The 24,202-nt window shown below is 38.9% G+C and carries 21 protein-coding genes; 7 read left to right on the top strand and 14 right to left on the bottom strand.

The annotated features are described in order from the left end of the window. Nucleotides 1–3 precede the first annotated feature (3 nt). The 3 genes from MWU78_RS07900 to MWU78_RS07910 form a co-directional block, all read right to left on the bottom strand. Nucleotides 4–933 (bottom strand): type IX secretion system membrane protein PorP/SprF, encoded by a 930-nt coding sequence (locus MWU78_RS07900; protein ID WP_246996706.1) that lies wholly within the window; start codon nt 931–933, stop codon nt 4–6. A 25-nt stretch (nt 934–958) separates the two neighbouring features. Continuing rightward, nucleotides 959–2,239, bottom strand: coding sequence for a gliding motility-associated C-terminal domain-containing protein (locus MWU78_RS07905; RefSeq protein WP_246996709.1), 1,281 nt, complete (start codon nt 2,237–2,239; stop codon nt 959–961). Nucleotides 2,240–2,389: 150 nt separating this feature from the next. Then, nucleotides 2,390–3,277: a lysophospholipid acyltransferase family protein gene (locus MWU78_RS07910; protein WP_246996711.1), complete on the bottom strand. Its 888-nt coding sequence runs from the start codon at nt 3,275–3,277 to the stop codon at nt 2,390–2,392. A gap of 58 nt (nt 3,278–3,335) precedes the next feature. On the opposite strand from MWU78_RS07910, the gene MWU78_RS07915 reads away from it, so the two are divergent. Next, nucleotides 3,336–3,986, top strand: coding sequence for a rhomboid family intramembrane serine protease (locus MWU78_RS07915; protein ID WP_246996713.1), 651 nt, complete (start codon nt 3,336–3,338; stop codon nt 3,984–3,986). Nucleotides 3,987–4,152: 166 nt separating this feature from the next. Here the strand turns inward: MWU78_RS07915 and MWU78_RS07920 are convergent, their stop codons facing one another. Continuing rightward, nucleotides 4,153–5,283 (bottom strand): TlpA disulfide reductase family protein, encoded by a 1,131-nt coding sequence (locus tag MWU78_RS07920; protein ID WP_246996715.1) that lies wholly within the window; start codon nt 5,281–5,283, stop codon nt 4,153–4,155. Nucleotides 5,284–5,391: 108 nt separating this feature from the next. Then, nucleotides 5,392–5,901 (bottom strand): hypothetical protein, encoded by a 510-nt coding sequence (locus tag MWU78_RS07925; protein ID WP_246996717.1) that lies wholly within the window; start codon nt 5,899–5,901, stop codon nt 5,392–5,394. 103 nt (nt 5,902–6,004) lie between these two features. Between MWU78_RS07925 and MWU78_RS07930 the strand changes: the two genes are divergently transcribed. Continuing rightward, the gene (locus tag MWU78_RS07930; RefSeq protein ID WP_246996719.1) at nt 6,005–8,905 is read left to right on the top strand and encodes an FAD-binding and (Fe-S)-binding domain-containing protein; all 2,901 of its coding nucleotides are present in this window, start codon (nt 6,005–6,007) and stop codon (nt 8,903–8,905) included. A gap of 173 nt (nt 8,906–9,078) precedes the next feature. Here MWU78_RS07930 and MWU78_RS07935 read toward each other — a convergent pair whose 3' ends face one another. After that, nucleotides 9,079–9,927, bottom strand: a complete 849-nt coding sequence (locus tag MWU78_RS07935) for a UDP-2,3-diacylglucosamine diphosphatase (RefSeq protein WP_246996721.1) — start codon at nt 9,925–9,927, stop codon at nt 9,079–9,081. Between the two features lie 330 nt (nt 9,928–10,257). Here MWU78_RS07935 and aroC point away from each other — a divergent pair, with 330 nt between their 5' ends. The 4 genes from aroC (at nt 10,258) to MWU78_RS07955 (ending at nt 14,324) form a co-directional block, all read left to right on the top strand. Then, nucleotides 10,258–11,322: a chorismate synthase gene (gene aroC, locus MWU78_RS07940; protein WP_246996723.1), complete on the top strand. Its 1,065-nt coding sequence runs from the start codon at nt 10,258–10,260 to the stop codon at nt 11,320–11,322. 62 nt (nt 11,323–11,384) lie between these two features. Then, complete coding sequence (locus MWU78_RS07945) at nt 11,385–12,692, top strand: dicarboxylate/amino acid:cation symporter (protein WP_246996725.1); 1,308 nt, start codon at nt 11,385–11,387, stop codon at nt 12,690–12,692. A 105-nt stretch (nt 12,693–12,797) separates the two neighbouring features. Further along, on the top strand, nt 12,798–13,970 hold the full coding sequence (locus tag MWU78_RS07950; RefSeq protein ID WP_246996726.1) for a flavohemoglobin expression-modulating QEGLA motif protein: 1,173 nt from the start codon (nt 12,798–12,800) through the stop codon (nt 13,968–13,970). Between the two features lie 180 nt (nt 13,971–14,150). Beyond that, complete coding sequence (locus MWU78_RS07955) at nt 14,151–14,324, top strand: hypothetical protein (protein ID WP_187587391.1); 174 nt, start codon at nt 14,151–14,153, stop codon at nt 14,322–14,324. 65 nt (nt 14,325–14,389) lie between these two features. Here MWU78_RS07955 and MWU78_RS07960 read toward each other — a convergent pair whose 3' ends face one another. The 7 genes from MWU78_RS07960 to MWU78_RS07990 all read right to left on the bottom strand — a co-directional run bounded on the left by MWU78_RS07960 (nt 14,390) and on the right by MWU78_RS07990 (nt 22,547). Then, the gene (locus MWU78_RS07960) at nt 14,390–16,900 is read right to left on the bottom strand and encodes a TonB-dependent receptor (RefSeq protein ID WP_246996728.1); all 2,511 of its coding nucleotides are present in this window, start codon (nt 16,898–16,900) and stop codon (nt 14,390–14,392) included. Nucleotides 16,901–16,903: 3 nt separating this feature from the next. Beyond that, entirely contained in the window at nt 16,904–17,398 is a 495-nt protein-coding gene (locus MWU78_RS07965; RefSeq protein WP_246996730.1) for a hypothetical protein, read from the bottom strand. 165 nt (nt 17,399–17,563) lie between these two features. Beyond that, nucleotides 17,564–17,923, bottom strand: coding sequence for an arsenate reductase (glutaredoxin) (arsC, locus tag MWU78_RS07970; RefSeq protein WP_246996732.1), 360 nt, complete (start codon nt 17,921–17,923; stop codon nt 17,564–17,566). Between the two features lie 138 nt (nt 17,924–18,061). Further along, nucleotides 18,062–19,160, bottom strand: a protein-coding gene (gene prfB / locus MWU78_RS07975; protein WP_246996734.1) for a peptide chain release factor 2 whose coding sequence is annotated in 2 segments (ribosomal slippage) — nt 18,062–19,096 and nt 19,098–19,160 — 1,098 coding nt in all. Because the reading frame shifts where the segments join, the coding sequence is not laid out codon by codon here. 67 nt (nt 19,161–19,227) lie between these two features. Continuing rightward, on the bottom strand, nt 19,228–20,079 hold the full coding sequence (locus MWU78_RS07980; RefSeq protein ID WP_246996737.1) for a transglutaminase family protein: 852 nt from the start codon (nt 20,077–20,079) through the stop codon (nt 19,228–19,230). A gap of 43 nt (nt 20,080–20,122) precedes the next feature. Next, nucleotides 20,123–21,070 carry an alpha-E domain-containing protein gene (locus MWU78_RS07985; RefSeq protein WP_246996739.1) on the bottom strand — a complete coding sequence of 316 codons (948 nt, stop codon included), beginning with the start codon at nt 21,068–21,070 and terminating at the stop codon, nt 20,123–20,125. Nucleotides 21,071–21,080: 10 nt separating this feature from the next. Beyond that, nucleotides 21,081–22,547 (bottom strand): circularly permuted type 2 ATP-grasp protein, encoded by a 1,467-nt coding sequence (locus MWU78_RS07990; RefSeq protein WP_246997429.1) that lies wholly within the window; start codon nt 22,545–22,547, stop codon nt 21,081–21,083. Nucleotides 22,548–22,782: 235 nt separating this feature from the next. On the opposite strand from MWU78_RS07990, the gene MWU78_RS07995 reads away from it, so the two are divergent. After that, nucleotides 22,783–23,805 (top strand): GntG family PLP-dependent aldolase, encoded by a 1,023-nt coding sequence (locus MWU78_RS07995; protein ID WP_246996741.1) that lies wholly within the window; start codon nt 22,783–22,785, stop codon nt 23,803–23,805. Here MWU78_RS07995 and MWU78_RS08000 read toward each other — a convergent pair. Beyond that, on the bottom strand, nt 23,800–24,123 hold the full coding sequence (locus tag MWU78_RS08000; protein WP_246996744.1) for a YegP family protein: 324 nt from the start codon (nt 24,121–24,123) through the stop codon (nt 23,800–23,802). The two genes, MWU78_RS07995 and MWU78_RS08000, sit on opposite strands and share 6 nt — an antisense overlap. Between the last annotated feature and the right edge of the window lie 79 nt (nt 24,124–24,202).

Genomic DNA, 24,202 nt, shown 5'->3' on the forward strand with positions numbered 1-24,202 from the left:
TGCTTAGAAAAATCTGGGTGAACGGGCATTTGGCCCCCATCGTGGCATTAAATACTTGAGGATTATTTCGTGCGACCCCTGATTGTAATCACCAAGATCGGATATACTGTAATCATAGGAATAGCCCAGAAAAAAGTTTTTGGAAATTTGGAATCCAGCCAAGGCACTATAACTGTCCTTAAGTCTATGTGATGCACCCAACGTAAATTTTTGCAGAAATAGTACGTTTAGGGAGGCGTCTATTGTTGGAGGTGCATTATCAATGGTCTTTACCAAAATTGAAGGTTTTAACTTTAGGGAGGCAGAAAGGTCCATAACATACCCACCAATAAAGTACATATGGTTGTCCCGATGGATCAAATTTTTATCACTTTCTACATTGGATTGGTTTATGAGCATATTGGGAACGGAAAACCCGACGTACCAGTTGTCAGTAAAAATAAATATTCCGGCTCCTACTGCTGGGAGTGCATTGTAATAATTGTCATAACTGAAAAGAATATCATCCTGATCGTAATAGCTGCCTTTAGAATAATCGACCTCGAAAAAATCGATACCGGCATTTAGGCCAAGGGACATTTTTATTTTTTTGCTCAGGTTTAGATAGTAGGAGAAAACCGCGTTGGAATTAAACTCGGTCGAAGGTCCAATGTTATCCTTAAAAATGTTAATGCCCAATCCAATTCTGTTGTTGATGATTCCGGAAACGGTCAGCGCTTTTGTTTCGGGGGCACCATCGATCCCTATCCATTGGGCCCGGTAGCTCAAAGTGGCATCCATACGGTTGTTTTCATTAACGTATGCAGGATTTATTGTAGAGGTATTGTACATATACTGGGTATACTGTGGCAACTGCTGCGCCAGCAGTCTACCTCCACTTAATAGGAGAAACAGTAAGGTTAGCTTTAAACAATAATTTAAGGGGGTTTTCATCTATTGGTTTAAAAGGTATGGCTCATTATTCTTTTCTTAAAAATATCCAGCCGGTTTTGTTTTCGCTCAAAGCATCTGTTTTTAGGATATAGAAGTAGGTTCCTGTTGGCAATATTTCTCCTTTGCCAACACCATTTACATTGGCTAAACCTCGCCACTCATTTTGATAAGCTTTTTTCTGATATACAAGAGCGCCATATCTGTTGAACACCTGCAGGTCAGATTCAGGAAAGGTCTCAATGCAATCTATTCTAAAATAGTCGTTGTCCCCATCGTCATTAGGGGTAAATTCATTGTAAATCTTTATGCAGGATGGTTCCAAAATAATTTCCGCACTGTTGTTTTGTGAATTTATGTCCTGGGGCATAGACGCCTTAAGGGCAACAATACTGCTGTAACTTCCGTTTTCCGTGGCCTCAACTTCGAGGTTCAAAACTGCGGTAGCATTGGCAGGCAAAGAGTTAAGCGTCCAAACTTGGTTGGATGGATCGTAGCTGCCGTTCGAAGTTTTCGCATTTACATATTTATAGCCTCTATCCAGATGCTCTGTAATCACAATATTGTTGAAGTTGGAAATACCATCGTTCTCCACCGTAATGGTAAAAACTACTTTTTCACCGATCATTGGATGTTTGTTGTTGACCGTTTTGCTGACCTTTATATCCGATGGTTCGTTTACTTCTACCTTCACCATTAGTCTAGTAATACTTTCACAAATGGAGGTGACTTGGGCAGCGTAATAACTCATTCCATTTTGTAATGGCGTATCCAAATCAAGTAGGTTGCCTGCCTCCGGAGCGTCGTACCAGACAATGTATGTTTCCTCAACTTCCAATTCTGCAACAGTGGCATTATCGGTTGATGAAAAAACTTGGACTGTGTTTATTGTTGTTGGCGTGGAAGGGGAGGTCAAGGAGATGGACACTGCCAAACGCTGGGTGCTTTCCTCGTTTCCTATTAATTGAGCCGCATAATACGTTGCATTGTTTTCTATGGGGCTATTTGGTGCCAATGGCGTTCCTTTGGAAGCTTTGTCGTACCAAAGAATATTGGCTTCGTTTATTTGAACGGAGGCTAGGGTAGGTAGTTCTCCTGCGCAAAACTCCTGATGGTTGTTCTTGGTTGTTGGTGGGGACACTTCCATTTTGCCGGGGTGGTCATAAAAAAATAGTTTATCCACCTTGTTCAGCTCGGAAACAGTCTTGGGAGTAGCATAACAATTACTTTGTCCCCCTATGTAAAATAGAAGGCAAAAAAGTAAAATAATCCTACCTTCATTATTATTTTTCCTAAGACAAAATCCCATTTATTATAAATAAATTTTGTTCTATAACGCAAAAAAAATTAAAATATTTAGTTTTTATGGTATAATCGCCCGTGGCACAAGCTTAATAGAATGGCTTTAGCGGGATTTGGACGGCGAACGATTACAGGAAATGTGAGGTTGAAAATTGGGCTACTGAAATTGGCTGGGAACCTTATTTCTATGTTTCCAACGCTTATGGGTCCAAAGATAGTACTCCGGTCGTTCCAAAATCTGCTGTTCCGTTAATCTTAGGAATCGGTCCGTAATTTCGTTCTTTTTGGTTTGCTTGCCGGCTGTTGTTATTGGAATGAATTCTGCTTGATAATATCCCCTTTTTACTTTTGATACCTTTAGGAAAACCACGGCCAGATCCAATTTTCTGGCCATACTTTCGGGGCCGTTGAAAATTGGCACCTTGACCCCCATAAATTCGCTCCAATATTGAGCTCTCTTTACCTGTGGGGATTGATCACTAACCATGCCGTAAGCGGAAATTACCCCGTCTTGGACATTCCTGTATACGGTTTTAACAGTTTCTTGTTGGGTGATTAGGGTGGTATTCCATTTGGCCCTTATTTTTTTTATAAGATCGTCGAAATAGGAATTCCCTATCTTTTGATAAACGGCATATCCTTGGGCATTCACATAATTATTAATGCTCACGTTCCACTCCCAATTGGCATAATGCGAACATACGATGAGAACACTTTTGTTCTTAACGATTTCTTGTAGCACTTCAATATTGATAACCTTATAACGTTCTTTGAGCTCCTCTTTGGATAGGTTCAAGGTCTTGACCATTTCCAGGAACATATCGCACATATGATGGTAGAAATCTTTCTGGATCTTTGCTATTTCTTCCTTGGTTTTATTGGGAAAAGCACGTGTAAGATTTTCTTTCACCACTTTTTTTCGGTAACCAACAACATGGTAAAGAATAATAAAAACAAAATCTGAAAAAAAGTAAAAAAGTCTAAAAGGTAGTATGGAAATAAGCCATAGTAAGGGGTAAACTAAAATATAGACCAGAAATTGCATGCAAATATAATTAGGGCAAATATAGCTATATTTGAACCCAAAAATAATAGTTTTCTTTATGAATAACATTCATTTTGCAACCATTGCCATTATGGCCGCCAACGTCTTGGCTTCTTTAAAAGGATTTAACGATAATACATTCTTTGAACGTTATAAGTTTGGTGTTGGTGCCATACAGACAGGGCAAAAGGATAGGATGCTCACATCCGGATTTTTACATGTAGACCTCTCCCATCTTTTTTTTAATATGTTTACCCTTTACTTTTTTGCCGATGTGGTCATAGATTGGTTTGGACCTGGCAAATTTGTTATCCTTTATTTTATAAGTCTCGTTGCCGGTAGTTTATTGGCATTGTATTTTCATAAAAGTGAACCTTATTACAGCGCCGTTGGCGCCAGTGGGGCCGTTACGGGAATATTGTATTCGGCGATCCTATTGGAGCCTGGAATGCGCTTGGGAATTATGTTCATTCCAATTCCGTTGCCTGCCTACGTTTTGGGAATTCTATATTTATTTTATTCTATTTATGGAATGAAAACAAGATTGGGGAACATTGGTCATACCGCCCACTTTGGGGGCGCTATAGGCGGATATATTGTTACCCTATTTTTTAAGCCCGATCTACTTTATACAGATACCTTAATGGTGCTATTGTTGGCCTTGCCCATTGTTCTTCTTTTTATCCTGGGTAAAATGGGTAAGATTTAGTTCGGTTTCCAGAATATCTTAATGTGGGTGCTATTGTGCTGCTAGGTAGCGGAACGTTTAAATTGGAACACTGATCAAAAGGTAATGTAGGGATGGGGCATGTATAAAATAATAAGGGCCCGTACATTGTACGGGCCCTTATTATTATATGTAGTATAAGTATATTTTATTGTAAAAGTTCTGAGATTTTTGCCTCCAATTCTGGGCCTCTAAGATTTTTTGCAACGATGACCCCATTTTCGTCAAGAATAAAAGTAGCAGGAATTGCTTCTACGTTATAAAGTTTTGCCACGGCATCATTAAAGTAATCCAAACTGGAGATATGGTTCCAGGTAAGTTTGTCGTCCGCAATGGCTTTTTTCCAATCTTCTTCCTTACGATCCAAGGAAACCCCAATAATATTAAGTCCTTTGGAATGATACTTATTGTAAACGTTAACCACATTAGGGTTTTCAACTCTACATGGCTTGCACCATGCGGCCCAAAAATCGACTATTGTAACTTTCCCCATAGCCTCTTTTAGGGACAATTCCTTTCCGTCTGGTGTAGGTCCAGAAAAATCGGGAGCCTTAGCACCTATAGTAGTGCTCTTGCCTTTCTCTTCCCTTTCCTTAGCTGCATCCAGACTTTTAAGGACGTTCTTGGCCGGTAGTGTTTCTTTTATTTCTGGAGTTAGGGCATCATACATTTTCTGTGCCTCTGCACTCTCTACCATCCTTGAATTAAGTCCCTTTTCTATCAATAAAGCGGAAATAAGACCATTTGGATTGTTTTTAATGAAATCCAATTCAAAATTCTTGTACTCTTCCTGAAGTTCGGAAAATTCATCACGCAAAGAATTGATCGTGGCCTCGTTGCCGTTTGCATTGGCATTTTGCATATCCCTTTGGATTGAAACTGCCTGATCGGACAAAGACCTGGACTCCTTCAGATATTTAAAAAATATATCGTTCTGTACGGTTCCTTTGACCGTAGCAAAATTTAAACTGTCTTTTTGGGCGATTAGTTCTATTTCACCTTTTTCTGCAACAATAGGTGTGTAACCTTGTATTTTGTCAATAAAAACATAGATTAATTCCGGAGAATCTGCAGGGCCACTTATAGTAAACTTGCCATTTTCAACCGTAGTGGTATCTATATCGAAGGGCTGATTACTTTCATTGATCTTTCTAATAAATATTTGGGTGCCGTTTTCAACATCACCCGTTAAAGTTCCGTTCAAAACGTAACCCTCCGGTTTACTGTTACAAGCTAATACTCCTAAAATCACAGTAAGGGGCAATAATATTTTCTTCATTGTTTTTCTTTTTATTGCCGCAAATGTACTTATATATGGGTAATAAAAAAAGCCATAAATGTTACAAGAACATTCATGGCCTAATAAAATAGTATTTAGGTGTTTATATCAAAACTGATAGCGAACGCCCAAAGCGATATCAAAATCAAAATTATCCGAAAAATTCTTATAGCCCGCAATACCAATTTCCGGTCTAAAATCAAGTGAAAGCAATAAAGGAATGTCAAAGTTATATTCTATACCAATATCACCTGCAGCCAAAACAAATAATCCTCCATCAGGGGTATAGTATTCATTTTGATTATTGGGCCTGGAGGCAAAATCAACACTTCCAAGTCCACCACCTACACCGTAATACCAATTAAAGTTCCCGTCCAAAGGCCTAACCCATTGGTAAAGAGCCGTTAATTTAAAGGCGTCAAAATACCTACTGTCCCGCCATCCGAGGTTGGCTTCCAACCTATTATCGCGATCCAAGGATTTTTGATAGGAAATTTCTGCACCAAAGCCATCACTATCTCCCAAGCGAAGCCCAATGGTATTATCGGATATTTCCTGAGCGCTCATAGAGTACCAGGAGCAGAACATAAATAGAGTAAACAATTTTAAAATTTTCATAAGTGTTCTAAAGTTAATTAATGTAAAAATTATTAATTCATTATTAATCTGAAACAATAAAACTTAATTTTGTTCCCAAAATTGTTTCGAGTTGGATAAAAATATGCTAAATAAATTAAAGGACGATTTAGAGGGAGATTTGTTTGTAGACAAATTAATGACCACCCTATATGCCACGGATGCTTCCGTATATAGAAAAATGCCAATGGCCGTGGCCTACCCGAAATCTGAGGAGGATATTAAAAAGCTAATTCTTTTTGCTGGAGAACACAAAATTGGCCTAATACCCAGAACAGCCGGAACCTCCCTTGCCGGACAGTGTGTTGGTGATGGAATTGTAGTGGATGTATCCAAAAACTTCACCAAGATACTTTCTGTTGATGTCGACAAAAAACAGGTGACCGTGCAGCCAGGGGTAATTCGGGACGAGTTGAACCTTTATTTGGCACCTTATGGATTATTTTTTGGACCCAACACTTCTACCTCCAATCGTTGTATGATCGGGGGGATGGTCGGTAATAATTCCTCGGGTACTACTTCAATACAATACGGGGTTACCCGTGATCAGGTGGTTTCCCTTAAGACATTTTTATCCGATGGTAATAAGGTTGAATTTAGGACTTTGTCCATGAACGAATTTCTGGGTAAAATGTCCTTGGACAGTTTTGAAGGAGAAATTTACAACAACATTCATAAAGAATTAAGCAATAAGGAGATACAGGCGGAAATTGTTAAGGAATTTCCAAAACCCCAAATCCATAGACGCAATACGGGTTATGCTGTGGACGAGCTACTGCATAATAATATTTTTGGCGATGGCGACGAGGGAATAAACCTATGTAAATTATTGAGTGGGAGTGAGGGAACTTTGGCCTTTACCACAGAAATAGTGCTTCAATTAACAGAGATGCCTCCCAAACTTTCAGCCATGGTGGTTACCCATTACAAAACGTTGGAGGACTGTTTATTGGATGTTGCTCCTGTGATGGGGCATAATTTGCATCTCTGTGAAATGATGGATAAGGTAATTTTGGATTGTACCAAAAATAACCGCACCCAATTGGAGAATAGATTTTTTGTTGAAGGGGATCCCGCAGCATTATTGATGTTGGAGGTTAAGGCATTTACCGAAGAGGATCTAGATCTTCAAATTCAAAAATTATTGGAGACCGTTAAGAAGTCGGGATTAAGCTATGCCAATCCCATTCTTAGGCTAGGGGATGTTAATAAGGCCATTGAACTTAGAAAGGCAGGGCTGGGACTATTGGGTAACATTGTTGGTGACCGTAAAGCGGTTGCCTGTATAGAGGATACTGCGGTGGCCTTGGAAGATTTAAAGGATTTTATTGGCGAGTTCTCCCAAATAATGAAGGATTATAAACAAGATGCCGTCTATTATGCCCATGCGGGTGCAGGAGAATTGCATTTAAGGCCAATACTAAATTTAAAGAAATCTACCGATGTGGCTTTGTTCAGGGCCATTACTACAGACGTTGCAAAGCTTACCAAAAAGTACAATGGATCATTTAGTGGGGAGCATGGAGATGGAATTGTAAGGGCAGAATTTATTCCGTTGATGATAGGGCAAAAGAATTATGAGCTGCTAAAGCGCATAAAAAGCTATTTTGATCCCTATAATATTTTCAATCCAGGGAAAATTGTGGATGCCTACCCTATGGATGAATCCCTACGTTATGAAATTGATAGGGAAGAGCCACAGATTGAGACATTGATGGATTTCTCCGATAGTGAAGGGATTCTAAAAGCTGCAGAAAAATGTAATGGGAGTGGGGATTGTAGAAAAACACATTTGGTATCCGGAGCTATGTGCCCCAGTTACCATGCAACCAGAAACGAAAAGGACACCACCCGTGGTCGAGCCAACGCCCTACGGGAATTTTTAACTTCCTCTGAAAAGACCAATAAGTTCGATAATAAGGAGCTAAAGGAAGTTTTTGACCTATGTTTGAGTTGTAAGGCATGCTCCAGTGAATGTCCGAGTAATGTGGATGTGGCTACCTTAAAAGCAGAATTTCTTTATCAGTACCAAGAGGAGAATGGCTACCCGCTTAGAGCCAAGCTCTTCGCCTATAATACCAAATTTAATAAATTGGGGAGTAAAATGGCAGGTATAACCAATGCCATGTACGATTCCAAAATATTTGGAGCATTGCTTAAAAAGTCGGTCGGAGTTGCAGATCAACGAAGTTTGCCAAAGGTGTACAATGTAGACTTTGATAAGGAACTTCTAAATGCTAAAGGTAAATCCAATACCACTAGGTCCACTGTAGTATTGTATATAGATGAATTCACCAACTACTTGGATGTTGAACTTGGAAAAGATGCCATAGAAGTGTTGACGCGATTGGGTTATGCTGTGGAACTTTTTTATGCCGAGAGTGGACGCACCTATATTTCCAAAGGATTTCTAAAACAAGCCAAAAAATTGGCCATTAAGAATTTGGAGAAACTTTCTGAAATAACAGATAAGGGACTTCCTATTCTAGGTTTGGAACCATCCGCTATATTAACGTTTAGGGATGAATACAAGCGTTTTGGGTTCGACAAGCAGAAGATCGAGGCCATTGGGTCCAATTCTTATCTGATTGAAGAGTTTTTGGCCAAGGAAATACAGGCCGGTGTTTTAACCTCGGACCTCTTTACAAAGGAAGCCAAGACCGTTAAGATTCATACGCATTGCCATCAAAAGTCCATTTCCAACCAAAAGGTGACCTTTGATATATTGAACCTTCCACAAAACTACAGTGTTTCGATCATTAGCTCTGGATGTTGCGGAATGGCGGGGTCCTTTGGTTATGAAAAGGAACATTATGAGGTAAGTATGCAGGTAGGGGAGTTAAAGTTGTTTCCAGCAGTAAGGAAAGCTGCCGATGAAGTAATCATTGCTGCCAACGGCACCAGTTGCAGGCATCAGATTTATGACGGCACCAAAAGAAAGGCCTTACACCCTATTTCCATTTTAAAAGAGGCTCTTATTGCGTAACAAGGGTTTGGCTTATTGCTATGAGCCTGCTCTTTTTTACCTTTAATAAAAAAATTAGCCCAGTCCGATATTTGTTATGCAATATTGGACGGGGCTTTTTCCTTATATTTTATTTGGTAGCTACCAGCTATGTGAAAAGGTTTGTAGTAATTAAACTTAGTCTTGGAATACTCCTAAATTTTAGTTTTTTTGGAGGGCTTTATATTTATGGATGTGGCAGCCAATAATTCGTGTATATCCATGCCCTTAATTTCTTCATCAGCAAAGAAGGGGGATAGCTTATCCGAGCTGTATCTATATAATTTCCAACGTTTAAATGTGTATTCCAGGGCGGTAAGATTTTCTACCCAATCCCCGGAATTTAAATAGGTGCATTTGCCGTTTTCATTTTCGTGGATCTCTTTTTTGGGTTGATGAATGTGTCCACAGATAACATAATCATAACCTTTGTCGATAGCTAGTTCCTTGACCGAGTGTTCAAAATTCTGGATGAACCTAACGGCACCCTTGACATTGCCCTTTATTTTTTTTGATAAGGAATATTTCTCCCGGCCTAATTTGATCAATGACCAATTAACGGTGCTGTTAAGAAGAATTAGGAGATCATACCCATATCTCCCTAGTTTTGCCACCCATTTGGCATTCTGAATGGAAATGTCAAAAACATCACCGTGGAAGAACCATGCTCGTTTACCATCCAATTCAAGAATTAATTTATCCACAAAATATATATTCCCGAAAGAGGTGCCACTGAATTTTCGCAGCCTTTGATCATGATTTCCAATAATATAATGCACTTCCGTCCCATTGGTGGCCATGCCCATTATTTTTCTCAGCACTTTTAGGTGGGTAGGAGGAAAATATTTCTTTGTTAATTGCCCTGTGTCCATAATATCCCCATTCAAAATAAGCCTTTTGGGATTTATACTATTTAAATAGGCAAGTAGTTCATCGGCATGGCAAGCGAACGTTCCTAGATGTACATCGGAAATAACTACTAAATCTATTTGTCGCTTTTTCACAGAAGAGGAATTTTATCAAATTAAAGCTTTGAGTTTAAACTTAAAGTGAAGGTAAAATCAAATTAGATTAAGGAAATAGTTAAGCTTTTATTAAGTTGGGCCAATTCTGTTTTTATTCATGAGACCAGAATTTCAGAAGCTACAGGCTTATTGTAATTGGGATAGTGTAACAAACCTCGCTTTTTTTGTCGGGATTTCTAGTTAAATACCGTTTATTTTGCAATAACCAAGGGTTCAATTTTCGTATCTCTGTTTTAAGATTTACCTTTGGATCTTTAAGTAGGTATCACCTTAGAAACCATTGCATAACCACAACCTTTAATTACGATTATGGCAGGAAATACTTTTGGAACCCTTTTTAAATTATCCTCCTTTGGAGAATCTCACGGTGTTGCTATTGGAGGTGTATTGGATGGTTGTCCAGCGGGCATAGAATTGAATTTGGAAGCCATTCAGGAGGATTTGGATAGGCGTAAACCAGGTCAGTCTGCCATTGTTACACAACGTAAGGAGCCGGATACAGTTGAATTTTATTCCGGACTTTTTGAAGGGAAGACCACTGGGACACCTATTGGTTTTGCAATACATAATACCAATCAGAAATCTCATGATTACTCGCATATAAAGGACTCTTACAGGCCTTCGCATGCCGATTACGTCTATGATCAAAAATATGGTTTTAGGGATTATCGCGGGGGAGGTAGGAGTTCCGCAAGGGAAACCGCCAGTAGGGTAGTAGCTGGTGCCATTGCCAAGCAATTTTTGGGTAATATGAAAATAAATGCATACGTTTCCCAAGTTGGGGAGCTATCATTGAACAAAAGCTACCAAGAACTCGATTTTTCACTTATAGAATCCAATCCGGTACGATGTCCGGATACCGCCATGGCGGCCAAAATGGAAGATTATATCAAAAAAATAAAAAAAGAAGGCGATACCATTGGTGGGATTATTACCTGTGTTATCCAAAATGTTCCAATTGGCTTAGGGGAACCTGTTTTTGACAAGCTGCATGCCGAATTGGGTAAGGCTATGCTTTCCATCAATGCTGTAAAAGGCTTTGAGTATGGTAGCGGATTTGAAGGGGTAAAGATGAAAGGTAGTGCCCATAATGACCAATTTAATACGGATGGCACCACAAAAACCAATCATAGCGGTGGTATTCAAGGAGGTATTAGCAACGGAATGGATATTTACTTCAATATTGCCTTTAAACCTGTAGCCACAGTAATTCAGGCCTATGATACTATAGACAAGGAGGGGAATAAAGTAACCACTCAGGGTAAGGGCAGGCACGACCCATGCGTAGTCCCTAGAGCGGTACCAATAGTAGAGGCCATGGCAGCTTTGGTAATGGCCGATTTTACATTGCTAAATAGGACCATTAAATTATAGCCCTGTATTTTTGGTGCTTTGTACCACAAAATGCTATCTTTCCAATCTAAATCATTGTTTTTATGAGGAAGTTGGAATTGCACTGGCAAATTATATTGGGAATGGTGGGCGGAGTTCTTTTTGCCCTAGCCATGGTTCAGTTTGAATGGGGTCCCAAAATAGTTTCGGATTGGATTAAACCGTTCGGGAATATTTTTATTAATTCCTTAAAACTCATAGCGGTTCCATTAATTTTAGCTTCCTTGATCAAGGGGGTTTCAGACCTAAAAGATATTTCCAAACTTTCCAAAATGGGAGGGAGGACTATTGGAATTTACATTGTGACTACTGTAATTGCCGTTTCCATTGGTCTTACTATAGTGAATGTGATAAAGCCGGGATCCTCAATTAGCGAAGAGACACGTAACGAATTGGTGGAAAATTATAAAGGCGATGCCGATTCCAAAATTTCCCAGGCCAATGAGCAAAAGGAGTCCGGACCCTTACGAGCATTGGAGGATTTGGTTCCCAGTAATATTTTTGCTGCGGCCAGTGATAACGGAAACATGTTGCAGGTCATCTTTTTTGCCATTTTCTTCGGGATAGGACTTATTTTGATACCTGCGGAGCAGGCCGATCCGGTAAAGAAATTTTTTGATGGATTTAATGAGGTAATTCTGAAGTTGATCGATTTGATTATGCTGGCCGCTCCCTACGGAGTTTTTGCCTTATTGGCAGCTTTGGTAGTGGAATCGCCCAGTTTTGATCTATTCAAAGCATTGGGATGGTATGCTATCAGTGTACTTTTGGGGTTAATTTTGATGATAGGCGTATATATTTCATTGGTATGGATATTTACCAAAAGTAAACCATCATTTTTTATCAATGGAATTTCCCCTGCACAGTTGCTGGCGTTTTCAACCAGTTCCAGTGCTGCTACACTACCGGTAACCATGGAACGGGTAGAGGAGCATTTAGGGGTAGAGGAAGAAGTTGCCAGTTTTGTATTGCCCATTGGGGCTACTATAAATATGGATGGTACAAGCCTATATCAAGCTGTTGCGGCTGTATTTATAGCCCAAGCCTTTGGAATGGATCTTAGTTTCGGCACCCAACTTGGCATTATAGTTACGGCCACCTTGGCTTCAATTGGTAGTGCCGCCGTACCGGGAGCAGGAATGGTTATGCTGGTAATTGTTTTGGCACAGGCCGGGATTCCTGAAGCCGGACTGGCATTGATCTTTGCTGTAGATAGGCCTTTGGATATGTGTAGAACGGTAGTTAATGTTACCGGAGATGCTGCGGTGTCCATGATGGTGGCAAAGTCTGTTGATAAATTAGGAGAACCTAAAGTCAAAGAATGGAGCGATCATTACAAAAAGCCACAATAATCTACAATTCTTGGTATTCATCCCACTGAAAGGATAAAGGGATTTATTGCGCTTTGTATTTTCGATAGAAAGTTTATAAATTTTGTAATTCGTAGATATGGTTATATGATTAAAGAAAAGGGACCACAGGAGGTTGTACGGCAGTTTCCCAATGTATTCGAAATAGATGCCAACCTAGACCGATTGGTAAAGAAAATTGAACTACTTACCTATTTAAACCCGCTAAATATTGAAAAGGAAAAGCATCGATTTTTTTCTTCCAAGTATGTAGAGGAGCCTATATTTAAGTATAAGAAACTTCAATTTGACCCTTATAAATTGCACAGACTGTTCTTCTCCCAACGGTTGGAGCGCATCAAGGATGAACAGATAAGAAAATTTTATCAGGAGGTGATCTATTACTATGCCAATATGATACAGTGCATAGAGACCATTGGTCAGGGTAAAAAGTTCTATTATAATTCTCTCAGGGTTTATGGTTCTCCCACTGAAAAGGATGTTCAGAATGCCAGATTTATTCTTCATGTAGGCGACGAACCCGATTCAAGGGATATGGAGAAAATATATACCCCTGAGGATGCAAAGTCTTATTTCGAGGAGTTTGCCCAGCAATTTAAATTTCCCTTAAATATTACCTTCTCGAATAGTATTGCAGCGGATGCTATGGTGAGAAACAATACCCAATCCCTATTAATTAAAAAAAATGCCATTTTTAGCAGGAACCAATTGCTTACGCTGGCCAATCATGAGATAGGAGTCCATTTGGTAACCACTTATAACGGCGCATTACAGCCTCTTAAAGTTTTTTCCAATGGATTTCCCAAAAATGTTGAAACCCAAGAAGGTTTGGCGGTTTTTAGTGAGTATATGAGTGGTGCCCTTACCTTGAAAAGAGTAAAGGAATTGGCCTACAGGGTCTTGGCCTCCGATAGTTTAATTAAGGGATATAGCTTTTCCGATACTTTCGACATGCTCTACGGGCAGTACAAGTTGGATAGAAATAAGGCCTTTACAATAACTATGCGCGTCCATAGAGGCGGTGGATTTACCAAAGATCGCTTGTATTTAAGTGGATTGAAAAAGATATACAAACGACACAAGAATGGTTTGTCTATGGACAATTTGCTGACGGGCAAGGTTACCATGGAATCTGAAGCCACCATAAACCGATTTAAAGACTTGGGCCTAGCAAATGATTTGACCCATACCAATGTGGCCTTTAGGCAGAATTGTAATAATAACAGGACCCTGGATTTTATACTGGACAACTTAAAATAAAAAGACCCATGGTTATTATTCCACTGGTTTGGGATTTGTAAGGTTCTTGAGAAATGGTCTATGGTGAGAGTAAGCAGGGAAAAATTTGTGCTCTAATTGTGCAAATTATTTTTAATAGCCCTTGGAATAATAACTTAGATTTTGATATCTTTGTACCACAATTAAAAAAACATACCAATCATGTTCGATTTTGACCAATATCTAGGGTTTTTAGCATTTTTGACCATCTTAACCATCGGTTTTTGGTTGATGATTTTTCTGTTGACATTTGTTATACCCTATTGGATAGGTGGTGCTCTACTTGAAATCTTTAAGGAGAAGCGCGCTGCTAAAAAAGCGAAGCGTAACGAATAGGATTACGATATATAAAACAAAAAGGGAACCCATCGGTTCCCTTTTTGTTTTTGAAGTTTTAGCTTTTATCCTTCAAAATCCATGTCTTCCCCACCGCCATTGCGGCCTCCGCCATTTCTTCCTTTCTGATTCTGGGGTTGATTGAATCTGTATTGAAAAGACAAGGTAATTTGCCTTTGCCTCCATTGAAATTCACTATAGGTAGCTACGTTTTCGGTTCTTGTATCGCTTTTACGTTTTCTGGTATTGAATATGTCCCCTACGTTCAAGGTTAGGGAGCCTTTATCTTTTAGGATATCCTTACTTAAGCCAAGATCTGAACTCAACATACCCTTACTGGTGTTTTGGGCATCTTCGGAAGGGCCCATATAAAAGAAGTTGGTCTGAAAGTCGATTTTTCCAGGTAATGGTATTTTTGCACTAAAGCGCGTAAACCATGAAAAGTTATTGGCATCAAAATTTTGAACTATTTCTTCATTTTGACTGTTTATATAAGTGAAATCTCCCTGTAAATCCCTTTGAAAAGCATTGACGTTCCAAGTTAATCTCCAATTTCTTTTTGGGGTATATGTAGTGGTAAACTCCATACCATAACGATCTTCGGTGGCCAAATTTATAGGGCTACGTACCTGTACAGGTACGACAATTGGATTTTGTGGATCGTCCGGATTTTCAATCGTGACAAAATCACCGGTCTCCCTGGAAACAAATTGAAACACTCCAGTAGACCTATTAAAGTATCCAGATGTTGTAAAAGTGAATTTATCCCATCTTTTTAAATATCCAAGGTCATATGCATCTGTAAAAGTAGGGTCCAAATCCGCGTTTCCTTGAAAAAGATTGGTGTTACTGGACCTGGAGGGAAATGGGTTTATAAACCTAGATCGCGGTCTTCTGAGTCTTTTGCTATAGCTTAAAGTAACTTGCTCCTTTTCTGAAAATTCATATCCCAAAAATATCGAAGGAAACCAATTTACATAATCCTTATTGGTTATTTCGTTGGTGTTCAATAGTTCTACTCCAATATCGGAAGCCTCAACTCTCAATCCACCTAGAATACTGAATTTATCGAATTTAGATCCTAATTGCGTATAGGCGGCATTTACGTATTCCTTATAATTTAATTCGTTGCTAAAGTTGGGGTCGCTGTCAAAACTCCCATCTTCCTGCTCTATGCCAAAATCAAAGTCGGTATTGTTATTATTGAAAGTTCCGCGATACCCTATTTCAAATTGGGACTTGTTATCCTTTCCAAAGGGAAGCACATAATCCATTTGCACCAATTGGCTAATTTGTGTTTGGGCATCTATGGTCTTTTCCGTTTCCAGGGCAATATTATCCCCCAAGATAACCTCTTTGATTATTGAGTTTTCATCATCAATTCCTTTGGAATATTGGTAATCGAAAGTAAGTGTGTGTCCTTCTTTTTCAAATTTCTTCTGATAATTTAAAGAGTATTGCACCTCTTCCTCAAACTCGTCCTCAACCGTAAATCGGTTTCTTTGGATGGTGGGGGTTCTATTCTCATCAAAATTGGAAAAATCCACATTAACTGTGTTGTCACCATTGGATTTACCAAAAACAAGGGAGTTGGTAATACTGCTGCTTTTATCTAAAAACAGTTCAAAACCAACATTGGTGTTAAAGCTTTTGTCCTTTCTTTGGTAATCCCTTATTTCATCCTGGTAACTCAGGGTATTGCCATTACTGTCAAAATTTTCTTGATTGAACAAGGCATTACCTGGTCCGCTGCGGTAACGATAGGTGGTATTGGTAAAAACATTGAAATTATCGCGTCTTAAATTTAGGCTTACAGAACCGCCATAGGTCTCTGGGTGTCCCGTATAAACATTTACAGAACCATTAAGCCCAGCGGTCTTACTTTGTTTTAATATGATGTTTAGGATACCTGCTGTTCCTTCTGCATCATATCTGGCCGATGGGTTGGTAATTACTTCTACCTTCTCTATAGCATCTGCAGGCAACTGTTGTAACGCCTCGGGACTTAGCCCGGACAGGGCGGATGGCTTGCCATTGATAAGGATTCTAACACTTTCGTTGCCCCTAAGACTGATATTGCCTTCCACATCCACGGAAACCGAGGGTACATTGCTAAGGACATCGGTTACGGAACCCCCTTTTACGGTAAGGTCGGAACCTACATTGTATACTTTTTTGTCCAGCCTTAATTCTACTGTAGTCCGCTCGCCCACAACTTCAACTTCGGCCAACTGCGAAACATCCAGAGCAAGACGTATTACCCCAAAATCGGTCGCCTTTCTTAAGCTTTGATTGTTTAATTTATAAGATTTATAGGAGATATATTCTACGCTAATGTTGTAGTTGCCAGGAGCAGCCTCAACTTCAAATTTTCCAATGGCATCTGTGATACCACCAGTTACTTTTTCAGGATTTCTTACACTTTGTAGTACCAAAGTGGCATATTCCAGTGGTTGATCTGTCTCTTGGTCCAAAACGGTCCCAGTTATTTTTATCGGTTCTTGCGGGCCTTGGCCCCCCTGTGCATAACCTATTAAAGTGATTAATAATAGTGTAACTGGGAGTAGTTTTTTCATTTGCTATGTTTTAGATCTATTCTTTTTCTTCTTCTTCTTCTTTTTTTCTTTAACCTTTTTAAAACCGTTTTTCTGAAGTTCTACAAAGGCCTCATACTTATCCGCTGGTAATCCTGCCTTAAGTTCTTCATCTTGCTTTAAGGTAATTTTCTCATAACTTTCCCGCATCTTATCGGCTGGTAGTTCCAGTATCTGCAATTCTATACGTTCCTGCAGGTATTTTTTTAAGGTGGTGCTCAGAACAGCTTCCTCAAAAGGGTTTAAGCCTAATTTTTCTGTAATGCTTGGCATTTCCTGATCCACAATTTGAGCTGCCGTTAATTTTTCTGGTTCCTTGGGCGTTTCCTGTGCTTGTGGAATACTGTTTCGCTGTCTACCATATCCTCCGTATCCATATCCATTTCCGTATCCATTTCCATACCCATATTGGGCACTTAAAAAAGGAAATGATAGTACGATCAATAAAACACTTAAAAATAATTTCTTGTTCGTTTTCATAATGTCAACTGCTTAGTGGGATTCCAAAATTAATAGATGGTTTAACCGTGAATGGTTAAATGTTTGTTAAATTGAATATTTCAAGAATTATGCCGTTTTGCGGCTCCAATTGTTTTTGATTCTTTGGGAAGTACATAATATAATAATAAATGTTCCTTTTCCAAATCATTTTAACTCCTGTCCTTTTAAAAGGTCCTTTATTTTTTCGGGAGGTCGTCCAATAACTCCCTGCTTGTTTTCGATTACAATGGGACGTTCAATTAATTTAGGGTTTTCTACCATTGCAACCACTATCTCGTCTTCCGTCAATGATTTTCCCTTGTATTTTTCCTTCCAAATGGCTTCGTTGGTACGTACCAAATCCATAGGGGATATGCCCAGTATTTTTAATATGGACTCAAGTTCCTTTTTGGTAGGTACGTTGTCCAAATATTTTACAATTTCAAATTCCTTTCCAGAATTTTCCAAAATGGACAAACCTTCCCTAGACTTTCCACATCTGGGATTGTGATATATTTTAATCATAATTTTGGTATTAAGTTTTGTCGTTAAAGGTTACAGGGATTCAGTTTATACTGTACAAAACGTTTTGAATAAGATGCCTGAAATTTTCCTATCAAGTCCTTTAGCATTATTATAATGTTTTAAGCAGCAGCCTTCAATTTAGATTTCTTCCTTTTGCCCCATCATCATTAGGTAGGCTTTTAAGAATTGATCAATATTGCCGTCCATTACCGCGTCAACGTTGCCTGTTTCTTCACCCGTACGCACGTCCTTTACCAATTTGTATGGGTGCATTACATAATTCCTAATCTGTGAACCCCATTCTATTTTCATTTTGGAAGACTCAATTTCCTGTCGGGCTTCCATTTTCTTGCGCAATTCTATTTCGTACAATTGGGACTTAAGCATTTTTAAAGCCGTAGCCCTATTGTCGTGTTGCGATCTGGAATCTGAACAAGAAATCTGTATTCCGGAAGGTTTGTGGGTAAGTTGAACTTTGGTTTCCACCTTATTTACATTCTGCCCTCCGGCACCACTTGATCTAGCCGTGGTAATCTCTACATCGGCCGGATTTATATCTATTTCTATACTATCGTCCACCAATGGATAAACATAAACGGAAGCAAAAGAAGTATGGCGCTTTGCATTACTGTCGAAAGGTGAAATACGTACAAGCCTGTGTACTCCATTCTCGCCCTTTAACCATCCAAAGCTAAAGTCGCCATCAATTTCCAAGGTCACCGTTTTTATTCCGGCCACATCACCTTCCTGATAATTGAGTTCCTTTATCTTATACCCATTCTTTTCACTCCACATCATGTACATCCGCATCAACATGGCTGCCCAATCACAACTTTCCGTGCCTCCAGCACCCGCAGTGATTTGAATTATGGCCGTAAGTTCATCACCCTCGGCAGAGAGCATATTTTTGAATTCCAATTTCTCCAAGGCTTCAATAGTCTTGTTGTAATGGCTTTCTACATCGGCCTCGGACATTTCACCTTCTTTCTGAAATTCCAAGAAAATCTCCAGATCCGCCACTAAACTTTGAGCGCTATTAAAATCATCAACCCATTGTTTCTTGGATTGAATTAATTTCATCTGTTCTTGGGCTTCCTGGGGATGGTTCCAAAAGTCTGGAGCCAGTGTTTTTTCCTCCTCGTTTTCTATTTCTACAAGCTTGGCATCTATGTCAAAGATACCTCCTTAACGCACCAAGGCGATCAATGAGACTCTTATAATGGTCCGTAGTTATCATATGCTAATTATTTTCAGCCAAAAATAGGATTCTTTTTTCTGATTATGTACCAAATATGAAATGATATTTATTGTTCGGCCTGCACTTCCACGAAATGGGAGGTTTTATTAGCGCCTTGGGAATATACTACGCCTTTTAAAGGGGAGCAATCATTATAGTCTTTGCCGTGAGCTACTTTAATATGGTTGTCATTGACCAATAAATTATTGGTAGGGTCAAAGCCTATCCAGCCAACTTGGGGGATATATGCTTCTGCCCAAGCATGCATTTGCGAGTCGCCAAAGTAACCATTACCCTGGTGCAGGTAACCCGAGACATAACGGGTAGGAATATTATTTTTTTTTGATAAAGCACAGAATAAATGAGTGAAATCCTGGCATACCCCCTCAGGATTATTTATGATTTCTTCCAATAAGGTATTTACATGGGTAACGCCAGTATTGAAATGAATAAAAAGATAGACCCATTTATTCAGTTTTTGAAGATTATCGAATATACTTATGGAAGTATCAAAAACAAACAGGTTTTCTGAACCGGCTGGCAAGGCTGTATATTTGGTCTCTCGCAGATAAGGCTCATGATCTACCTTGAAATTCAAGCTTTTAACAAGTTCATAGTTGCTTGGGATATCAAAGATTGGAATTTGCCCAAATGGGTTGAAGCTTATTTTTTTAAGTTTAAAAGTGGCACTGAAGTTAATTTTCTGGAATCGTTCCGAGGTATTTATCCTAATGGTCTGAAATCCAAAACCATTTTGGGAAAAACCACTTTTGGCTTCCAATGAATTTTTTATTTCCACGCTGATCAATTCTTGCGTATCGTTATTCTCAGGTACAATCAAAAATTGCCAATATGCATTTTCTACAGGATTTTCGTAGTTATTTTCGGCATAATAAGTAACTGAATATTCAAATGACATTTTAAGTAGTTGTTAAGGCAAAGGTAATCCGATGGAATCTAAATCAATAGTTAAAAAATTCATTTTCCATCTTAAGACTGATCTGCACCAGACTATTGAGTATTTTTTCAATAAAGCCCTGAATGTCTTCTTCAATTTCTTCGGCAAATTTAAATTCATATTCTCCCTTAACCTTACTTATTAAAAAAGCGGTGGAATTTTTATCTGGACTTTTGGATTCATCCAAAACTTTAATATGTTTATGTACCTGGTTTATACTATTGATGACAGACCTTGGACAATCTGGATTTAATATTAAGAATTCCAAAGTGGAGATACTGGAAGGCGTCTTTTTATAATATCTGCGCATCATATCATAAGATTCCACACATTTAAGAAGTGTGGTCCATTCAAAGCTATGGCTAATTTTATCGCCATAACTCCCTTTGGCCTTTACGGCATCATTGAATTTGGCATTAATGATTCTGATTACCTGCGTGGCCCTCTCCAGATTTATACCGAGCATAATAATTGCATACACCTCGTCATGCAAAAGCGTACCTCTTATTTTTCCTCTTAAAATGGCGGTCATTTCAGTGATATTTACGGTAAAATCGTATAGACCCTTTTTTGTGAAATCCTCTATGGAATAATTGATTACAAAATGATAAAATTTGTTGATGGATTCATATAGTTCCGTAGAAATAAGGTCTCTGGCGCTATTGGCATTCTCCCGGGCATGTTTTACGTTATTGATAATGGAATACGGTACACTGGCATTTAGTCCTATGTTGAATAAAATATCTTCTTCTTTAAGAATTGTGGAATCGTCATCCAATGGCTCCCCTACCAAGAACATCATGGACTGGAGAACAAATTGTCTGGATTGTGACAGCTCGTTCGGAGCGTCCAATGATGAGAAATAATTTACATTTAAGTATCTGGCAACATGTTCGGCACGTTCAATATAACGCCCCATCCAAAAAAGGTTATTGGCAACTCTAGCTAACATAAGATTTTTTTTATTTTTTTAATACCCAAGTATCTTTGGAACCACCTCCTTGAGAGGAATTTACAATTAAGTTTCCTTTTTTTAGTGCTACTCGAGACAATCCACCTTTGAGTACAAACTCCTTATTATTGCCCAATAGGGTAAACGTCCTTAGGTCTACATGACGTTGTTCAAATGATTCGCTGTCATCTATATAGGTTGGATGAACCGATAAGGACATAATAGGCTGGGCAATGTATTTTCTAGGATTTTGTTTTATTTCTTCTTGAACTACCTTTATTTCAGCCTTGGAGAGTCTATTGCCAATTGATATACCATAACCTCCTGCTTCATCCACAGGTTTAACCACTAGTTCATGTATGTGTTCCAATACATATTTAAGTTCATTCGGCCTGCTACAATGGTAGGTGTGTACATTGTTGAGAATGGGGGTCTCATCCAAATAATATTTAATGATTTCCGGCATGTAGGTGTAGATGGCCTTATCATCTGCCACTCCAGTGCCCGGAGCATTTGCCAAACAAACATTGCCTTTTATATAGGCGGCGAAAAGACCGGGTACCCCCAATGACGAATCGGCCCTAAATTCCAGGGGATCTAAATATTGGTCATCCACTCTTCGGTAAATCACATCAACCTTAATGGGTCCGCGAATGGTTTTCATGTAGACAAAATCGTTCTCAACAAATAGATCTCTACCTTCCACCAATTCCACACCCATAGCTTTTGCAAGATATGAATGTTCATAAAAAGCAGAATTGTACATACCTGGTGTAATAACCACACAATTTGGGACATCGACCCCTTTTGGTTTTACACTTTCCAATATATCCAACAAGTTTTCGGCGTAGTTCGTCACCGAATGCGTTTTATAATGATTGAAAACCCCGAAGAGCGCTCTTTTTAAGGCGGTACGATTACAAATAACATAACTTACCCCGGAAGGACATCTAATGTTGTCCTCAAGAACATAATAGTTGCCATCCGAGTGTTTAATAATATCAGTTCCGGATATGTGGTTATAAATGCCCCCAGGAGGGTCAACTCCAATCATTTGATGCAAATAGTTTGCAGAGGAACTGATCAAGTCCAGCGGAACTATGCCATCTTTGATGATTTTTTTATCGTGATAAATATCCCATAAAAATAGGTTTAATGCTCTACTGCGCTGTATAGCGCCCCTTTCAATAATTTCCCATTCATCCTCATCTATGATTCTTGGAAAAAGATCGAATGGAAATATTTTTTCCTGTGTTTCTTTATTGTCGTATACCTGGAAAGTGATTCCTTGGTTAAAAAATGAGGACTTAGCCTTATTGTTCAATTGCACATAGTCTTGAATGGAATGATTCCCGTATAGATCTAACAATGTTTGATAAACATTTTTAGCCGATCCATCGGTATTGAAAACTTCATCAAAAAGTGCAGGATTGTTGATGTACGAAGAAAATATGGGTTTTTTTACCTCTGGGTTCATAGGTATATTTTTCTTCAAGTTACTTTATTTTAGTTACATACGTGCGATTTAATTTTTTTAAGCCAAAAAATTATCCATACTTAAAATATGGAATGGTATTATTGTCGATTCACATTAAATGAAAGGAAAAAAATAGCTACTTGAAAAATGTTTAATACGTTTACATAAATTTAGGAACCCAATTTAATAAGTATGTGAATCCTGAATCATTTGTTCTATATAATTGTCAATCTTTATGTTTATAAATCTCATTAGTGATACCGTTACAAAACCTACGCCTGGTATGTTGCAGGCCATGATGACCGCTGAGGTGGGGGATGATGTTTTTAAAAATGATCCTACGGTCAATAGGCTGGAAGAGAAGATGGCCAAATTGTTTGGCATGGAAGCGGCTTTATTTTTTCCCAGCGGTACCATGGCCAACCAAACGGCCATAAAATTGCACACCCAACCTGGGGAGCAATTAATTTGCGATAAGTACGCCCATATTTATAATTATGAAGGGGGAGGAGTAAGCTTTAATAGTGGTGTCTCCTGCAGATTGGTGGATGGTCATAGGGGAATGATGACGGCGAGTCAAGTAGAGGAATCTATAAACCCTCCGGATTTTTACCACAGCCCATTAACTTCTCTTGTGTGCATAGAAAATACGACCAATAAAGGCGGGGGAGCTTGCTGGGATTTGGAAGAGTTAAGAGCTATTGGAAAGGTGTGCGACAAGCATCATTTAAAATATCACTTGGATGGAGCGCGTCTCTGGAATGCCCTAATGGCCAAAGAAGAATCACCCTTGGAATACGGGGAGTTGTTTCATACCATCAGTGTTTGTTTAAGTAAAGGGCTAGGATGTCCTGTGGGTTCCGTTTTAATAGGGGACAAGGAGAATATAGACAAAGCGCTAAGGGTGAGGAAGGTGCTTGGAGGAGGAATGAGGCAGGCAGGATATCTTGCCGCAGCAGGATTATACGCCTTGGACAATCACGTGGAAAGATTGGTGGAAGACCACAGAAAGGCTGCGGAAATTAGTAAACTATTAACGGGCTTGCCTTACATTAAAAAGGTGGAGCCTACGGAAACGAACATTATTATTTTCGAAATAGAGGAAAGGCAGATTTCTACGGATCGTTTTCTGGATAAGCTGAAACAAAAGAATATTCAAATCATTGGAATGGGGCAAAGTAAGTTGCGTATGGTTACGCATATGGATTATACTGAGGAAATGCACGAGTTTTTATTGAATATACTGCCCAAATTATAGCCCAATGGCATCCGGCAATAAGGAAATACTGGTTTTAAGATTTTTTATGCCATTTTCCATTCCGGCCTCGGAGCTATAAAGCATGGAGTTTCCAATTGTTTTTCCTTCACTGTTCTTCATGGTGAAAAGAAATTTCCCGTTGTAGTCTGTCTTTCGTTCAAATACAGAAGATTGACCAATAAGAATCTTGAGTTTAGCAATGGTATCCTCAATTTCTGCCCTACTGTTATATGGGACGCTCGTAAGGAGAGTTTGTCCGCTTTCCGATTGCAGACTAAAGGTATAAGTGGTATCCGATTCCTTTTTTATTTCTAGCATAGCCTAGGCAACTTTTTTTAAAGTTACACAAAAATATGGGAATCTTTTATCTAAAAATTGTCCGTCTTTCAAGTCGGAG

Source organism: Arenibacter sp. F26102, assembly GCF_023015865.1.
Lineage (GTDB): Bacteria > Bacteroidota > Bacteroidia > Flavobacteriales > Flavobacteriaceae > Arenibacter.

Excerpts from the sequence above, each read along its gene's own strand:
- MWU78_RS07905 (WP_246996709.1), bottom strand. The coding sequence starts at position 2,239 with ATGGGATTTTGTCTTAGGAAAAATAATAATGAAGGTAGGATTATTTTA.
- MWU78_RS07955 (WP_187587391.1), top strand. The coding sequence starts at position 14,151 with ATGTTCGATTTTGACCAATATCTAGGGTTTTTAGCATTTTTGACCATC.
- MWU78_RS07965 (WP_246996730.1), bottom strand. The coding sequence starts at position 17,398 with ATGAAAACGAACAAGAAATTATTTTTAAGTGTTTTATTGATCGTACTA.
- aroC (WP_246996723.1), top strand. The coding sequence starts at position 10,258 with ATGGCAGGAAATACTTTTGGAACCCTTTTTAAATTATCCTCCTTTGGA.
- MWU78_RS07995 (WP_246996741.1), top strand. The coding sequence starts at position 22,783 with ATGTTTATAAATCTCATTAGTGATACCGTTACAAAACCTACGCCTGGT.
- arsC (WP_246996732.1), bottom strand. The coding sequence starts at position 17,923 with ATGATTAAAATATATCACAATCCCAGATGTGGAAAGTCTAGGGAAGGT.
- MWU78_RS07915 (WP_246996713.1), top strand. The coding sequence starts at position 3,336 with ATGAATAACATTCATTTTGCAACCATTGCCATTATGGCCGCCAACGTC.
- MWU78_RS07930 (WP_246996719.1), top strand. The coding sequence starts at position 6,005 with ATGCTAAATAAATTAAAGGACGATTTAGAGGGAGATTTGTTTGTAGAC.
- MWU78_RS07900 (WP_246996706.1), bottom strand. The coding sequence starts at position 933 with ATGAAAACCCCCTTAAATTATTGTTTAAAGCTAACCTTACTGTTTCTC.
- MWU78_RS07910 (WP_246996711.1), bottom strand. The coding sequence starts at position 3,277 with ATGCAATTTCTGGTCTATATTTTAGTTTACCCCTTACTATGGCTTATT.
- MWU78_RS07945 (WP_246996725.1), top strand. The coding sequence starts at position 11,385 with ATGAGGAAGTTGGAATTGCACTGGCAAATTATATTGGGAATGGTGGGC.
- MWU78_RS07960 (WP_246996728.1), bottom strand. The coding sequence starts at position 16,900 with ATGAAAAAACTACTCCCAGTTACACTATTATTAATCACTTTAATAGGT.
- MWU78_RS07925 (WP_246996717.1), bottom strand. The coding sequence starts at position 5,901 with ATGAAAATTTTAAAATTGTTTACTCTATTTATGTTCTGCTCCTGGTAC.
- MWU78_RS07920 (WP_246996715.1), bottom strand. The coding sequence starts at position 5,283 with ATGAAGAAAATATTATTGCCCCTTACTGTGATTTTAGGAGTATTAGCT.
- MWU78_RS07980 (WP_246996737.1), bottom strand. The coding sequence starts at position 20,079 with ATGTCATTTGAATATTCAGTTACTTATTATGCCGAAAATAACTACGAA.
- MWU78_RS07950 (WP_246996726.1), top strand. The coding sequence starts at position 12,798 with ATGATTAAAGAAAAGGGACCACAGGAGGTTGTACGGCAGTTTCCCAAT.
- MWU78_RS07985 (WP_246996739.1), bottom strand. The coding sequence starts at position 21,070 with ATGTTAGCTAGAGTTGCCAATAACCTTTTTTGGATGGGGCGTTATATT.
- MWU78_RS07990 (WP_246997429.1), bottom strand. The coding sequence starts at position 22,547 with ATGAACCCAGAGGTAAAAAAACCCATATTTTCTTCGTACATCAACAAT.
- MWU78_RS08000 (WP_246996744.1), bottom strand. The coding sequence starts at position 24,123 with ATGCTAGAAATAAAAAAGGAATCGGATACCACTTATACCTTTAGTCTG.